Consider the following 13,647-nt stretch of genomic DNA (forward strand, 5'->3'; position numbering starts at 1 on the left):
CCAATGGCTCCCTTTTTTAGTGTCCGGATTATCTCACACACAAAAAAACGCCCCGCAGAGCGGGGCGTTTCACCAGTGCTGGTTATACAGTCAGATTAGTGACCGTAAACAGCCAGCTTGGTGTTGGTGATGGCCAGGTTGTCCATGGCCACGGAACCGATGGAAGTACCACCGATCTCGATGCCACCGATGGACATATCCATAACCACATTGTTGACGTCTACACGGAGTACGTCGGTCGCAGTGGATGCGCCCAGGCCGTTACCCTTGTATACGTCGAGGTCGACGTTTGCGAAGCCCATCTGGATCTGCTCAGCCGCTGTATCACCGGCAGTGCCGCTTCCGTCAAGGTCGGTATCAGCCAGATCTACAACACCATCACCGTTGTAGTCGTAGTTGGCTCCGGCGCCCGTGATTTTCATGTTACGGATGCCAACACCCAGGAAGTCCACATCGAAGCTCATGTCCTGAACATCGAACGCTGCAACAATGTTCAGATGATCAGTAGCAGTATCAACGTGGAAGTTCAGGGCTGCCAGGTTACCGAAGCCACTCATGTTGGAGATCAGAGTGGTGCTGTCAGTGCCAGTGGAACCGGCCAGCAGTTCCATGGACCCAACGGTCATACCCCAGTCGATCGGGTTACCGTCGAGGGTGCCCACGTGGATGTTGGCGTCGCCATCATCCTGAACGTCGATGTCGATTACCAGCTGGTCCAACAGATCGTTGTAGCCAGCAGCCGCACCACCAGCAGTTACGCCGGCACCGCCAAGGACGATGTCGTTTACTGCGAAGGAGCCTTCGTCAGTGTACTTGAACTGACCGATGCTGACTTTGGTTTCCAGTTCGATGGTCACACCGGCCTGACCGGTGATGTCGCCCATCGCGGTGTCGTTCATTGCCTTCAGCTCGGCGTGAGCAGCGAAGGGTGCAGCAGCTACCGCAGTAGCAAGAGCAATCTTTTTCAGGCCTTTCATTATTATCTCCTTATAAACTCATTTTCTTGTTATCTGAGTTTTAATTTGGGTGTGGAGTTCGCGACTCCACGATTCCATTTAAGATTGTTTTACAGTCCTAGTCCGTGACTACCTTCACACTTCTTTACCCAGCGTTAACAACCTGAAACAAATCGCGACTACTTCGCATTTTTTGCTCGTTGGGCGGCGGCGTCCGACTTGCTGTCGTAAAAAATCTGGAAAGGCTTCTCCGAGGTAACCGCCTCTCCATAAAGCACTTTTCCGTTTTTTACTTCGTAAGGAATCACTTTATTCCCGGAAATACCCAAACGATGCTCATGTTCAATGACCAGTGCCTGCTCATCTGAATCCTCGCTGACTTTACCTGTGTACAAAATTACCGCCGCAGTAATTTCGTTACGGCGGGCTATGGATTTCAAAGCAGCACGGTACATCAGAATCCGTACCTGAGCTGGGGCATCGCCTGCCTGATCATCGATGGAGATATGTTTTACCGTTTTACCATCCTTCATCAACATCCATGCGCCAGGCATATTCGGCTTGGAGTCAAGTAGGTTTTTTTCATACTGAGCCGTAGCTTGCTCCGTGAGGTAAACAATCTGCTTTCGGCCAAGAAGGGCCCATTTGGAAAGCTCCTTTTTCACCTGCTGCTCAGTAACCTTCGGAGCTCCGTCTGCCTCTTTGGATGAATCCTGCGCAAATACATGCCCGGTAGTGAGCAACAACGAAAGACCGAGCGCGGAAATAAGGGATCGATGAGCTTTTTGCATAGTTATTGTTCCTGTTCTTTCCAGTCAAAATACACGCGACGATAAACGACTGAGGTAGAATATGGCCGAGCGGAAGGGCCAACGAGGTCTCTCGCCGGCCGGCTTTTCATTAGACCAACCTGCCAATCCGTCAGACAACGCCAGTTTTGTGTTCCATTTATCATTCTTCCAAAATAGTCGGAGGTTCCTTGCGCCCAGTTGTTCTGCGTCATCTGACCAAAGCGGAATTCGATACCCTGCTCACCTGGGCATCCCGGGAACCGGATTTCGTTTACATCGGAAGCTCAGGCGAAGGCGCTGATCGGGGGTGGCTGAGCGGTTTCAGTTGCCAGGCAATTGCTCGCCAAACCCTTGGCAATCAAACCGTAAAAAGTGACTCCGTAAAGGCTCTGACGGAGCAAATGGAAAGCCAGCGAGAGAACTTTGCGGTCAATACCACGAAACCGCCTGGCTACCTGACCGGTGGCTGGATCGGCTACATCAGCTACGAATTCGGATATCTTCGGGAAGCGAGACTGTCCGCCCTCTGCCCCGCGTCACCGGTCCCTCTCGTCTCCGTCGGCCTCTACCTCTGGACGGCCAGTCATAACCGGCAAACGGGCGAGTACTTTCTCTGGTCACACGAGGATTGCCCTGACAAAACCCTCGATCAGTTACGGTGCGTCCTCGACAAACCTGGCGAATCAGCCACACCGGCATGGCGAATGACCGCGCCCTTTCAGGCCAGGCAAATCCCGGATGACTTTCGAAAAGGCGTCAGTCTGGTGAAGGACTATATTGAAGCGGGCGACTGCTATCAGGCCAACCTGTCCCAGGAGTTCACCGGAACCTATTCGGGCGACCCCTGGGCCGCCTTTCAGGCACTTTCCCAAGCCAACCCGACGCCCTACAGCGCCTTCATTCGCGCGGGCAATTTCTCTGTCGTGTCTCTCTCGCCGGAGCGTTTCCTCGAAATCGACCGGAACATCGTTAAAACCAGTCCCATTAAAGGTACCCGTCCCAGGGGCGATACTCCCGAGACCGACGCCGCTCTGGCACGGGAACTCCAGGCCTCCGAGAAAGACCGGGCGGAGAACCTGATGATCGTGGATCTGTTGCGGAACGACCTCGGCCTCAACGCCCGCACCGGATCGGTCCGGGTGGACGAGTTGTTCGCGCTGGAGTCCTACCGGAACGTCCATCACCTGGTCAGTCATATCCAGGCAGAGCTGGCGGACGGCGTCTCCCCCCTGAAGGCGTTATTCGACGCCTTTCCCGGAGGGTCGATCACAGGCGCCCCGAAGGTCCGGGCCATGGAGATTATCCGGGAACTGGAGCCTCACTGGCGCGGCCCGTACTGCGGCTCGGTGTTTTACTACGGGCTGGATGGCCGCCTGGACAGCAGTATCGCCATCCGGACCCTGCTTTGCGATGAAACAGCGGGGACTATCCGGTGCTGGGGCGGTGGCGGAATTGTGGCGGATTCGGACCCGGAGGCGGAGTTCCAGGAAACCCTGGCAAAGGTCGGGCCGTTGATGCGGTTTCTGGAAAAGCTGGAAATCGGCTAGCGAGACCGGGAAAGGGGCCGGATCAAAGCGTTTATCCGGCCCCGAACCGATCAGCTTTCGTGGACGGCACTGGCCTTCAGGAATTCCTGACGGAGTTCTTCAAACGTCTGCACTGACGGGAACTGCGGAAATTCTTCAATGACGTTCTGAGGGGCATGGAACAGAATGCCACGTTCCGCCTGCCCCAGCATGGTGGTGTCGTTGTAGGAATCGCCGGTTGCGATGACCCGATAGTTCAGCAGCTGGAACGCCCTCACCGACTGGCGCTTGGGATCGCGCTGACGCAGCAGGTAATTGGTGATCTGGCCATTCTCGGCCACTTCCAGCTTGTGGCACAGGAGCGTCGGATAGCCCAGTTTTTTCATGAGCGGCATCGCGAACTCGTAGAAGGTATCCGACAGGATGACCACCTGGAACCGCTCACGCAGCCAATCCAGGAACTCCCTTGCGCCCGGCAGCGGGTCCAGCTCACCAATGACTTCCTGGATCTGGGGAAGTCCGTACCCGTGTTCGTCCAAGAGGCGCAGACGCTGCTTCATCAATACGTCGTAATCGGGGATATCACGGGTAGTGGCCTTGAGTTCCTCAATTCCGGTTTTTTCCGCGAATGCGATCCAGATTTCCGGAATCAGTACTCCCTCAAGGTCAAGACATGCCAGTTCCACAATCGTCTCCTGATGACATCGGTCGGTTGGCGAGCTGCGCTCGGCGTTAGTCAGCGCGTATGATAAGGAAATCCGGGGCCGAATGCATCGTGATTATCGCAACACACCCCGCGCTAGAGGCATAAACATATAGATTGTCATTACTTCAGGCTATGAGGGATTTAATGTTAGCCTGCCTCCTACATTGTTTAACAGCACGGGTACTGCATGAACGACATCGAGACGCTACGCCAGGAACTTGAGGGTGCCAGTCCGCGGGCGATCCTGAAAGCCGCCCTGCAACACCACGATAATATCGTGATCTCGTTCAGCGGCGCCGAAGACGTCGTTCTGATCGAAATGGCGCACAAACTGACCGATAACCTCAAGGTGTTTACCCTGGATACCGGACGACTCCATCCGGAAACCTATGAGTTCGTCGACAGGGTCCGGGATCATTACGGTATCGACATCGAGATCCTGTTCCCCGATGCCCAGGAAGTGCAGTCGCTCGTGAGCTCCAAGGGTCTGTTCAGCTTCTACAAGGACGGTCACTCCGAATGTTGCGGCATCCGGAAGGTCAACCCGTTGAAGAAGAAGCTGGCAACCGTGGATGCGTGGATCACCGGCCAGCGGAAGGACCAGAGCCCCGGTACCCGGAACGATGTGCCGGTGGTTCAGGAAGACACCACGTTTTCCGGTGACGGCAAGACCCTGATCAAGTTCAATCCGCTGGCGAACTGGACATCAAAAGAAGTCTGGGATTACATCCGGATGTCCGAGGCCCCCTACAACAAGCTGCACGAACAGGGTTACGTCAGTATTGGCTGCCAGCCCTGCACTCGCCCGGTTCTCCCGGGACAGCACGAGCGGGAAGGCCGCTGGTGGTGGGAAGAGGCCACTCATAAGGAATGTGGCCTGCATGCGGGAAACCTGATCGCCCGGGGCTGAGCGCCCCGGACCCTCGCCCACCCGCTTCAGTAGGTGGGCAGTTCCACATCCTTGAACAGCTCCTCGATTTCCGTCCGACTCCCCTGATGGGCAACTGCCGCATCCACCTTCTCCTTGGTGAGATGGGGTGCAAACCTCTGCATGAAGTCATACATGTAGCCGCGGAGGAAGGTGCCTTTGCGGAAACCAATCCGGGTTACGCTGGGACGGAACAGTTTGCGGGCATCGAGAGCCACCAGATCGGTATCGGTTTTCGGATCGAACGCCATACTGGCAATGATTCCCACGCCCAGGCCCAACCGCACATAGGTCTTGATGACGTCCGCGTCGGCGGCTGTGAACACCACTTTCGGCGTGAGCCCCTGACTGCGGAACGCCTCGTCGAGTTTTGATCGCCCGGTGAAGCCGAACACATAGGTAACCAACGGGAATTCTGCGAGCTCGGGCAGCGTCAGCTCATCGAGTTTCGCCAGCGGGTGATCCTTAGGCACGATCACACTGCGGTTCCAGCGGTAGCACGGCATCATGATCAGGTCGTTGAACAGCTCCATGGCCTCGGTTGCAATGGCGAAGTCCACCGCACCATTGGCCGCCATCTCGGAAATCTGCATCGGCGTGCCCTGATGCATATGCAGCGACACGTCGGGGTATTCCTCGATGAAGCCACGAATGATGGGCGGCAGTGCATAGCGGGCCTGGGTATGGGTAGTTGCGATACTCAGGTCGCCCTTGCGCTGGTTGCTGAACTCCTGGGCAATCTTCTTGATGCCCTCCACCCTGCGCAGTATCTCACCCGCCTCACGAATGATGATTTCGCCTCCAGGTGTGATACGGGTAAGATGCTTGCCGCTGCGGGCGAACACCTCCAGGCCGAGTTCGTCCTCCAGGAGCCGGATCTGCTTGGAGATACCCGGCTGGGACGTAAAAAGGCTTTGGGCGGTTGCGGACACGTTGAGATCGTGGTGGGCAACTTCCCAGATATAGCGCAACTGTTGTAGTTTCATTGAGGGCAATACTCCCGCATAAAAACTTTATTTTTCATTCTTTTTCACTATATACAATACCTTTCCAAAAGTTTAGACCAAAATTGCATTTTCGCATCCTCCGACAATAACCTACGTCACTGAAGCGCTTGACTTGTCCGCTGCAAAGCCGACAATCCGGTAACCGACATTTCCCGGCATTCAGAGATCCAATGCTGCTGACCACGAAGTTTCTCAGGCCCACCTCCGATCCCCGGGCAGTCACTCGCGATCGACTGCGGGACAGGCTTGACCGGGACGGGCCGAAACGCCTGAACCTGGTGATTGCGCCGGCCGGCTTCGGCAAGACCACACTTGTCAGTCAGTGGTGCGCCAGTACCGGAGCGCCTACCGCCTGGCTGTCGCTGGACGAGCACGACGATGAACCCAGGCGATTCTGGCAATACGTGGTCGGTGCCCTGGAATATGCCGGGCTGCCCGGCATGTCAGAATGCCACCGGATCCTGTCGCAACAGGGCGGCGAAGATCTTACAGCCCTGATCACGGCGGTTATCAACGAACTCTCCCGCGATGAGGGAGAGTGGACCCTCGTGCTCGACGATTACCACTTTATCCAGGATCCGGCCATTCACCGCCTGCTGGGCTGGTTTGTGGACTATCTGCCGCCCGGAAAGATGCTGGTCATTGCTTCCCGCTCAGAACCGCCCTTACCGCTGTCGCGCTGGCGGGTACGTCGATGGGTCGAAGACATTCATCCAGGCTTGCTGGCCTTTTCCGATGACGAATGCCTGCAGTTCTTCCGAAACACCATGGGTCTCGACATCAGCGAGGAACACGCCAGGACCATCTGCCGAAAAACCGAGGGCTGGGTGGCGGCCATGCAACTGTCTGCCCTGTCCAGCGGCCAGGCCACCGGTCGCAGCGCCGTGCCGCGCACCATCGGTAAGCTCGATATCAACGAACGCCAGATCAGCGATTATGTGCTGGCCGAGGTACTGGATCAGCAACCGGAAAGTCTGGCCAGCTTCCTCCTGGACACCGCCTGCTGCCCGCGCCTCAGCGCATCCCTTTGCGACAGTATCCGTGATCGGGAAGACAGTCAGGACATGCTGGAGGAGTTGCTTCGGCAGAACCTGTTCCTGATCCCGCTGGATGCGCGGAATGAATGGTTTCGCTACCACGATCTGTTCCGGGATGCACTGGTGCAGCGCATGCAGTTGAACGATCCGGAACGTGCGGAACGGCTTTGGCGACAAACCATGGAATGGCTTCTGACCCACGGCCATGTCCAGGAAGCCATCGCCCAGATCGTCCGTCACGGCGACTGGCCCTGGCTCGCAAGGGTGCTCGCGGAGCATGGCAACAACCTGATTCACGGCGGCTTTCACCTTCCGGTCCTGGAATGGCTGGAGGCGTTGCCCGCCCATCTCGTCGACGACAGCCCGCAGCTGCAGATGCTTCGGATCTGGGGGCTGTTTTTTGCCAATCGGGTCGACAGCCTTGAGCCACTGTTGACCTCGCTGGAAGATCTGCTGGACCGCCGCGTGGCAGACTCCCATCCCGATGCCGAGGGTGCCCTGGGGCTGAACAGCGAGATCTCCCTGATCCGCTCCTATCTGGCCCGGACCCGCAGCGATGACAAGAGCGCCAGTGACCTGACGCGGAAGGTGCTGGAAGACATCGACCACACCCGGATCCCGCTCAAATCCGTGACCTATTACGGGCTCGGTCTGGATTATTACGGCCGGGGTGAGCTGCCGGAGGCCGCCGAAGCGCTCCGTTCGGCCGTTCACTACGGGCAGGTCGAGCGCAAACCCAGCACCGTGCTGTCCAGTGGCGGCCTGCTCGCCTGGATCCAGTACAACCGGGGTGACATCGATACCGCGTTGAGGACGTGCACCGAGGTTCGCAACTGGGTGGACCAGCATTACGCGGACCCCACCCAGCCCCGGCTCATTTCCTGCTGGCAGAACAGCGCCCTCACGGAAATCTACCGGGAACGCAATGAGACCGCGATGGCTCACAGCCACCTTGCACCACTCCTGGAGCATGTGAATCAGGGCACCGAACCAGGACAGCATGTCATTATCCAGCACGTCCGGGGTCATCTGGCGTTTAGCGAGGGACGCTTCGAGGAGGCCATCGAAGCCCTGGAAGATGCCCACCACACCGGACGGCAGCGCCGGGACCACATCCTGTTCGAGCCGCCGGTCAGTGCTGCCCTCCTGGCACGGTGCTTCCTTGCATCCGGAGCCATCGATCGCGCGGCGGCCAGCCTGGAAAACATTCAGGTAGAGGCCATCACCAACCCGCTCCATAAAGAGCAGTACTACATCGGTAAAGCCCGGGTCCTGAATGCCCAGGGCCACCCCAGGCAGGCACTGGAATGCCTGATGCCGTTGCGTAACAACGTCGAGCGGGACGCACATCATCTTCATCTGGTGGAGGTGCTGCTCATCTCGGCAGAATCCCTGGAGCTGATGGATCGCCGGAATGACTCACGCACCCTTCTCGAACTGGCGGTGGAGAAGGCCTCGGAGGCCGGACTGATCCGACTGTTCGCTGAAGAAAGCCCGCTGCTTCGAGAAAGGCTGATGGACCTGCCCATGTTACGGACGCCGGGCAGCTGGAACCGGACCGTGCTTCACATGCTCCGGGAGCAGGAAGCTACGGCCACCGACAAGCAGCCGCTGGAGCAACCAGACAGCTCCAGCCCCGTGCAGGAGGCGCCCACAACGCCGGTCTGCAGCCTTCAGGAGCCCCTTAGCCAAAGGGAACTGGAAGTACTTGCGCTGATCAACGAGGGCTTTGCCAACAAGGACATCGCTCGCAAGATGGAAGTGGCACCGGCAACGGTAAAGGCGCATATCCGCAATCTCTACGGGAAGCTGGCGGTCGGGCGTCGGACAGAGGCTCTGGCACGGGCCCGAGAGCTGGGCCTGCTCAATAACTGAAAGGATCGCAGAAGCCTTTTTTGTGATGGGCGTCACATTTTGCAGGAAGTTTTAAGCCCCACTACGCCCTTTGGACGATCCATCTACGCCCTCTACTCCCCTATTATTCTCCCAACGGTGAGGGAATCCCTCACCCCGGATTCTGAAACTTCAGGCCTTCAGATTCTCTTGTTCCGCGTTGTTTCGACGCCCGGGTTCGATTTGGACCCCTTTGATAAGAGCCAACCAACGGTTGGCTCTTTTTTTATGGTCGGATAAAGGCGTTCCAACCGGATTATCGTTCGATGATGCGGCGAAACGGCGGAAGGGCATCAAGCAGCAACTGGCCGTAACGCCGTGCCACGATGCGGCGATCAAGAATGGTCACCCGCCCGGTGTCCTGCTCCGTACGCAGCAACCGACCGACCGCCTGAACCAGCTTGATGGACGCGTCCGGCACGGTGATCTCCATGAACGGATTGCCACCGCGCTGGGTCACCCATTCGGCCAGGCTGGCCTCGATCGGATCGTCCGGCACGGAGAATGGCAACCGGGTGATCACCACGTGATGCAGGTATTTTCCGGGCAGATCGATCCCCTCGGCGAAGCTTGCGACTCCGAACAGGACGCTGGGGCGCCCCTCGTCGACCCGGCTACAGTGCTGCTTTAGGACTTCGCCCTTGGCCATATCGTCCTGCGTGAGAATGAGGTCCGGATAGTCCGGTGCCAGTGCGTCTCGTACCTGCTGCATCTGACGACGGGAGGTGAACAACACCAGTGTCGCTTTCTCCCCCGCCCAGAGTTCCGGCAGCTTCCGGACCAGGGCGTCACCGAAGCCATCATCGGTCGGCAGAACCGGGATGGCGGGCACTTCAACCGTTGCCATTTCCCCATATCGGAAGGAGCTTGGAACCACGAGGAACCGACTGGCCTCCGGCAGACCGGCCCGCGATTTGAGCCGGTCAAACCGACCGAGCGCGGTCAGCGTGGCGCTGGTCAGTACGGCTCCGTAGGCCCGTGACCAAAGGCGCGCGTAAAGCAGATTGTCGGCGAGCACCGGCGAACTGTAGAGCGTAATGTCCTCGGCATGATCCCAACGCTGCCGGACCGACCACCGTGCGGGGGGCGGACTTTTCGGATTGGCAACGGCACTCTCCTCAGCCTCGCTTTCCGGCTTGTCCGATGGCCTGTTACCAACCTGATCGCACCAGGCGGCCCAGAGCCTCAGCTGCTCCTCAGAGCGGCCGTGGAAGCCACCGATTACGGGATACCAGGCTTCCGCCGTATCCCGGTCAACCTCATGCTCCTTGCGCTCATCAAAGGCGCCCTGGAGTTCGTCTGCCAACGAACCAAGCTGCCGGACCAGGCCCGCGGTTGCCACCCGGGCCTCTGCCGCCAATTCGGCAAGCTGTTCGGGGAGTTCGCCCTCGGGATAGCGCCACTGGGCGGTCCTGCGCTCTTCATTGAACTCCCAGCCGGTATTCTGTTCCGCGTGCTCGTAGACCCGGGCCAGCGCCTGGTCCACATCTCGTGCCGCCGTACTGATCTTGTCGAGGGTCTTGGTCGCCTGGGTGCCCGGGCTCAGGAACGGCTGCATCTTCACCAGTGCCTGGGAAAGCTGTTTCAGCCATTGCCGGGTCGAGTTCAGCGGTACCGACGCTGCAAAATGGTTCAGTGCCTTGTCCGGCAGGTGATGGGCTTCGTCGAAAATGAACAGTGCGTTTTCTGGCTCAGGCAGGATAGCACCGCCCCCCAGTGCCAGATCCGCCAGAACGAGATCGTGGTTGGCCACAACCACGTCCGCATCGTCCAGGTCCTTACGGGCATCGAAAAAAGCGCAGCTGTCGAAATAGCTGCAATGGCGATTGGTACACTGACGGTGATCGGTGGTGACCTGGCGCCATACCTCGTCGGGAATCTGTTCCGGCCAATGATCCCGGTCGCCGTCCCATTCGCGGGAGCCATAACTGGCCAGCATGTTCTCGAAAAATGTCCGGGAGCCAGGCTCGTCACCATCGGCATTATCGAGCAGGAACAATGGCATGGTATCACTGTCACCGTTACCTTCGTCGTGCAGCCGGGCCTCCAGACGGGACATGCAGAGATAGCGCCCTCGCCCCTTTGCCAGCGTCCAGGAAAAATCCAGGTTGCTGTGTTTTTTCAGATCCGGCAGGTCCTTGAGAACAATCTGATCCTGAAGGGCAACGGTCGCGGTGGAGATCACCAGCGTTTTCCCCAACGCTTGCGCCACCGGAATCGCGGCAATCAGGTACGCCAGCGTTTTACCGGTACCGGTCCCCGCTTCCACAACACAGGTTGCCGGCGGTGACGTCCTCTGACCGTCGTTGTCCGTGATCTCGCCCATGTACCGCGCAATTTCCGCGATCATCAGCCGCTGACCGTAGCGGGCCTTGATGCCCTTGCCGGCGAGAACGTCCCGATAGCCTTGCTGGATTTCCTGCTTGATTGGGTCTGTGAGCGCCATCAGCGGGGGCTCACCCAATCTCGCAGGACGCCGACCCGGAACGGCTGCCCCTGTTTGCGCAGCACCACGCCGTCCTCGGTAATCCGATCCACCGTGATTCCGTCGAAGCTGTCGCCGGGTTTGAGGTACTGCCCATTGATCATCACTCGACGAGCCTGGGGGTCAGATGCATAAATGTGGCTGTTAAACGTCAAATCGGGAACACTCTTCTGAAACGAAAGGGGGAGTTCGATAAGGTGGGGTACCCTGTCGGAATTCGGGCTCTCTGACAAGGCCTCCTGGGTCTTTTCACGGCTGACCGATGGCACGATGATCGTGGGTTTTTCAGCTTCTGTCACGGTCGTTGGCTCGGATTCAACGGGCTCGGCCGTCACCGGAGCCGGCGGATCGACCTTTTCCTCTACCACAGCAGCACTCGGTGAGGGAGCGTCGACACTTTCCCGCGGCGCCGAATGGGTAACGGACGCCTGCGGCGGCTGCGCATCCGCGGGCGTTGATACCTCCCGAGGCCAGAAAACCACCGCCAGAACGCCTGCATTCACCAGAAGGGCCAGGGCAATCCAGACCCCGGCAGCAATGCCCTTCTTTCGTCCGGACCGATGAATCAGCTGAACCTGATGCCCCAGATCCGGCACTTTGCCCTGTCGACGTTCGGTCTCGGATTTCCGCAGTGCATCGAGAATGTAGGACATGCGTTACCCCCTGGCCCCGGATTTCCGGGCCATCAATCTGGGCACCGAGGCATTCAGGTCATTGTTCATCTGAATCACCGTCATTCCTCCGGCGATTCCGTCTACGGCGAGCCCTTTGACCCCCTGGTACCAGCGCACCTGCTCTTCCGGGGCCAACCGCTTGATGCGTGCGCTCTCCTGGTCCGACCCGGCGAACCGGTCGGCGAGCTCCATCATCCGGGCACCAATCCAAAGTTCCTCACCAGCGCCCGTCCCATAAAAGCCATCGTCCGTCATGTAATCGGGCAGACGCCACAGCACCTGGTAATTCCCGAACCAGTAGGGTTCCAGACTGGAAAAGGACACCTCTTCCATACGCCCTCCCGGCCATGTCAACCGGGCCTGGTTGCCCTCAAGGCCACTGATAACCACATAGCCACTCTGGCCCCCGTCCCCTCTCAACGAGAGGATGGCCGGACGATCGAGAAATTCAAGGCTGCGTCGGGTTCCCTGACGGTCCAGGCACGCCAGGCCGACCTCCCGGGCAAAATCACACCCCTTGGTTTCATCCGTCGGGGCATATTCCCGACCCCAGACATTCAGCAGGGCGGCAAACGCGGCCTCAGATGTCAGGCTCTGGCTAGACATATCAAAGGTTGCAGGTGAAGGCGCCACCGGGTCGGGCTCACGATTAACGGTACCGGCCACCTCGGAAGGCTCCTCGGCCCTGTCTTGGACCATGCCGGGTACTTCCGGCGGGTTGTATACCAACCAGGCAGTGCCAACGACCGCCACCAGAATCGACGCCGCAAGCAACAGATAACGCGACATGGGCACGGAGGATGTCGGTTGCCCAGCGGAGCCAATACCACCCTTCACTTCCCGCGCCGCCTGGCGGATATGGGCCTTTCGGATTTCGTGTTCGCCTTCGGCATAGGCGCCGAGCAGGGCCCGATCACTGATGAGGTTGATCAACCGGGGAATGCCATGACTGTCCCTGTACAAACGTCCGATCGCCCCGGGCGTAAAAATATCGCCCCGAAGACCGGCAACACCGAGACGATAGCGCAGGTAAGCCGGCAGCTCCTCCTTGCCGATCGCATCGAGATGATACCGGGCCGTTACCCGCTGATTCAGTTGCCTCAGCTCCGGCAGAGCGAGGACCTGTTGCAGTTCCGGCTGGCCCAGCAAAACAATCTGCAGGAGCTTTTTCTCGGCGGTCTCAAGGTTGGTCAGCAACCGCAACTGCTCGAGAACCTCGGCGGACAGGTTCTGGGCTTCGTCGATCATCAGAACCTTGTGTCGGCCAGCAGCGTGGGCTGTCAGGAGGTCCTGGTTGATCAGATCCACCAACTGCTTGATGCTTGCACCGGGATCGTGGGAAATCTCCAGCTCATCGCAGATCGCCGAAAGCAGTTCCCGCACTGACAAACGGGGATTCAGGATCAGTGCGATATCCACGTTGTCCGGCGCATTCTCGATAAAACAACGGCTGACCGTGGTCTTGCCCGTGCCCACCTCTCCGGTGATCACGATAAAGCCGCCACCGCCCTGGCCCTTGACTCCATACATGAGATGAGCGAGCGCTTCCTTGTGACGGTCGCTCAGATAAAGATATCGAGGGTCTGGTGCGATTGAGAACGGGGGTTCCCGGAAACCGAAAAAATCGTAATACATCAACCTTCT

The 13,647-nt window shown here is 58.5% G+C and carries 10 protein-coding genes; 3 read left to right on the top strand and 7 right to left on the bottom strand.

Annotated elements, in window-relative coordinates; translation table 11 throughout:
- Positions 1-95: 95 nt before the first annotated feature.
- Positions 96-977: a DUF6160 family protein gene (locus tag MSNKSG1_RS06575; protein WP_008938469.1), complete on the bottom strand. Its 882-nt coding sequence runs from the start codon at positions 975-977 to the stop codon at positions 96-98.
- Positions 978-1,135: 158 nt separating this feature from the next.
- Positions 1,136-1,747, bottom strand: coding sequence for a hypothetical protein (locus MSNKSG1_RS06580; RefSeq protein ID WP_008938470.1), 612 nt, complete (start codon positions 1,745-1,747; stop codon positions 1,136-1,138).
- Between the two features lie 188 nt (positions 1,748-1,935).
- Here MSNKSG1_RS06580 and pabB point away from each other — a divergent pair, with 188 nt between their 5' ends.
- Positions 1,936-3,294 carry an aminodeoxychorismate synthase component I gene (pabB, locus tag MSNKSG1_RS06585; RefSeq protein ID WP_008938471.1) on the top strand — a complete coding sequence of 453 codons (1,359 nt, stop codon included), beginning with the start codon at positions 1,936-1,938 and terminating at the stop codon, positions 3,292-3,294.
- Between the two features lie 50 nt (positions 3,295-3,344).
- Here pabB and thrH read toward each other — a convergent pair whose 3' ends face one another.
- Positions 3,345-3,959 (bottom strand): bifunctional phosphoserine phosphatase/homoserine phosphotransferase ThrH, encoded by a 615-nt coding sequence (gene thrH, locus MSNKSG1_RS06590; protein ID WP_008938472.1) that lies wholly within the window; start codon positions 3,957-3,959, stop codon positions 3,345-3,347.
- A gap of 207 nt (positions 3,960-4,166) precedes the next feature.
- Here thrH and MSNKSG1_RS06595 point away from each other — a divergent pair, with 207 nt between their 5' ends.
- The gene (locus tag MSNKSG1_RS06595; protein ID WP_008938473.1) at positions 4,167-4,889 is read left to right on the top strand and encodes a phosphoadenylyl-sulfate reductase; all 723 of its coding nucleotides are present in this window, start codon (positions 4,167-4,169) and stop codon (positions 4,887-4,889) included.
- A gap of 26 nt (positions 4,890-4,915) precedes the next feature.
- Here MSNKSG1_RS06595 and cysB read toward each other — a convergent pair whose 3' ends face one another.
- Positions 4,916-5,893: an HTH-type transcriptional regulator CysB gene (gene cysB / locus MSNKSG1_RS06600; RefSeq protein ID WP_008938474.1), complete on the bottom strand. Its 978-nt coding sequence runs from the start codon at positions 5,891-5,893 to the stop codon at positions 4,916-4,918.
- A gap of 191 nt (positions 5,894-6,084) precedes the next feature.
- On the opposite strand from cysB, the gene MSNKSG1_RS06605 reads away from it, so the two are divergent.
- Positions 6,085-8,826, top strand: a complete 2,742-nt coding sequence (locus MSNKSG1_RS06605) for a LuxR C-terminal-related transcriptional regulator (RefSeq protein WP_008938475.1) — start codon at positions 6,085-6,087, stop codon at positions 8,824-8,826.
- A 274-nt stretch (positions 8,827-9,100) separates the two neighbouring features.
- Here MSNKSG1_RS06605 and dinG read toward each other — a convergent pair whose 3' ends face one another.
- Genes dinG through MSNKSG1_RS06620 form a run of 3 tightly spaced genes read right to left on the bottom strand, consistent with a single transcriptional unit; the run spans position 9,101 to position 13,638 of the window.
- Positions 9,101-11,290 carry an ATP-dependent DNA helicase DinG gene (dinG, locus tag MSNKSG1_RS06610; protein ID WP_008938476.1) on the bottom strand — a complete coding sequence of 730 codons (2,190 nt, stop codon included), beginning with the start codon at positions 11,288-11,290 and terminating at the stop codon, positions 9,101-9,103.
- Entirely contained in the window at positions 11,290-11,982 is a 693-nt protein-coding gene (locus MSNKSG1_RS06615) for a general secretion pathway protein GspB (RefSeq protein WP_008938477.1), read from the bottom strand. The genes dinG and MSNKSG1_RS06615 overlap by 1 nt, the downstream gene beginning before the upstream one ends.
- A gap of 3 nt (positions 11,983-11,985) precedes the next feature.
- Positions 11,986-13,638 carry an ExeA family protein gene (locus MSNKSG1_RS06620; RefSeq protein WP_008938478.1) on the bottom strand — a complete coding sequence of 551 codons (1,653 nt, stop codon included), beginning with the start codon at positions 13,636-13,638 and terminating at the stop codon, positions 11,986-11,988.
- Positions 13,639-13,647: the final 9 nt, after the last annotated feature.

Origin of the sequence: Marinobacter santoriniensis NKSG1, from assembly GCF_000347775.1 — a bacterium.
Lineage (GTDB): Bacteria > Pseudomonadota > Gammaproteobacteria > Pseudomonadales > Oleiphilaceae > Marinobacter > Marinobacter santoriniensis.

Excerpts from the sequence above, each read along its gene's own strand:
- MSNKSG1_RS06575 (WP_008938469.1), bottom strand. The coding sequence starts at position 977 with ATGAAAGGCCTGAAAAAGATTGCTCTTGCTACTGCGGTAGCTGCTGCA.
- MSNKSG1_RS06580 (WP_008938470.1), bottom strand. The coding sequence starts at position 1,747 with ATGCAAAAAGCTCATCGATCCCTTATTTCCGCGCTCGGTCTTTCGTTG.
- MSNKSG1_RS06595 (WP_008938473.1), top strand. The coding sequence starts at position 4,167 with ATGAACGACATCGAGACGCTACGCCAGGAACTTGAGGGTGCCAGTCCG.
- cysB (WP_008938474.1), bottom strand. The coding sequence starts at position 5,893 with ATGAAACTACAACAGTTGCGCTATATCTGGGAAGTTGCCCACCACGAT.
- MSNKSG1_RS06605 (WP_008938475.1), top strand. The coding sequence starts at position 6,085 with ATGCTGCTGACCACGAAGTTTCTCAGGCCCACCTCCGATCCCCGGGCA.
- dinG (WP_008938476.1), bottom strand. The coding sequence starts at position 11,290 with ATGGCGCTCACAGACCCAATCAAGCAGGAAATCCAGCAAGGCTATCGG.
- MSNKSG1_RS06615 (WP_008938477.1), bottom strand. The coding sequence starts at position 11,982 with ATGTCCTACATTCTCGATGCACTGCGGAAATCCGAGACCGAACGTCGA.
- MSNKSG1_RS06620 (WP_008938478.1), bottom strand. The coding sequence starts at position 13,638 with ATGTATTACGATTTTTTCGGTTTCCGGGAACCCCCGTTCTCAATCGCA.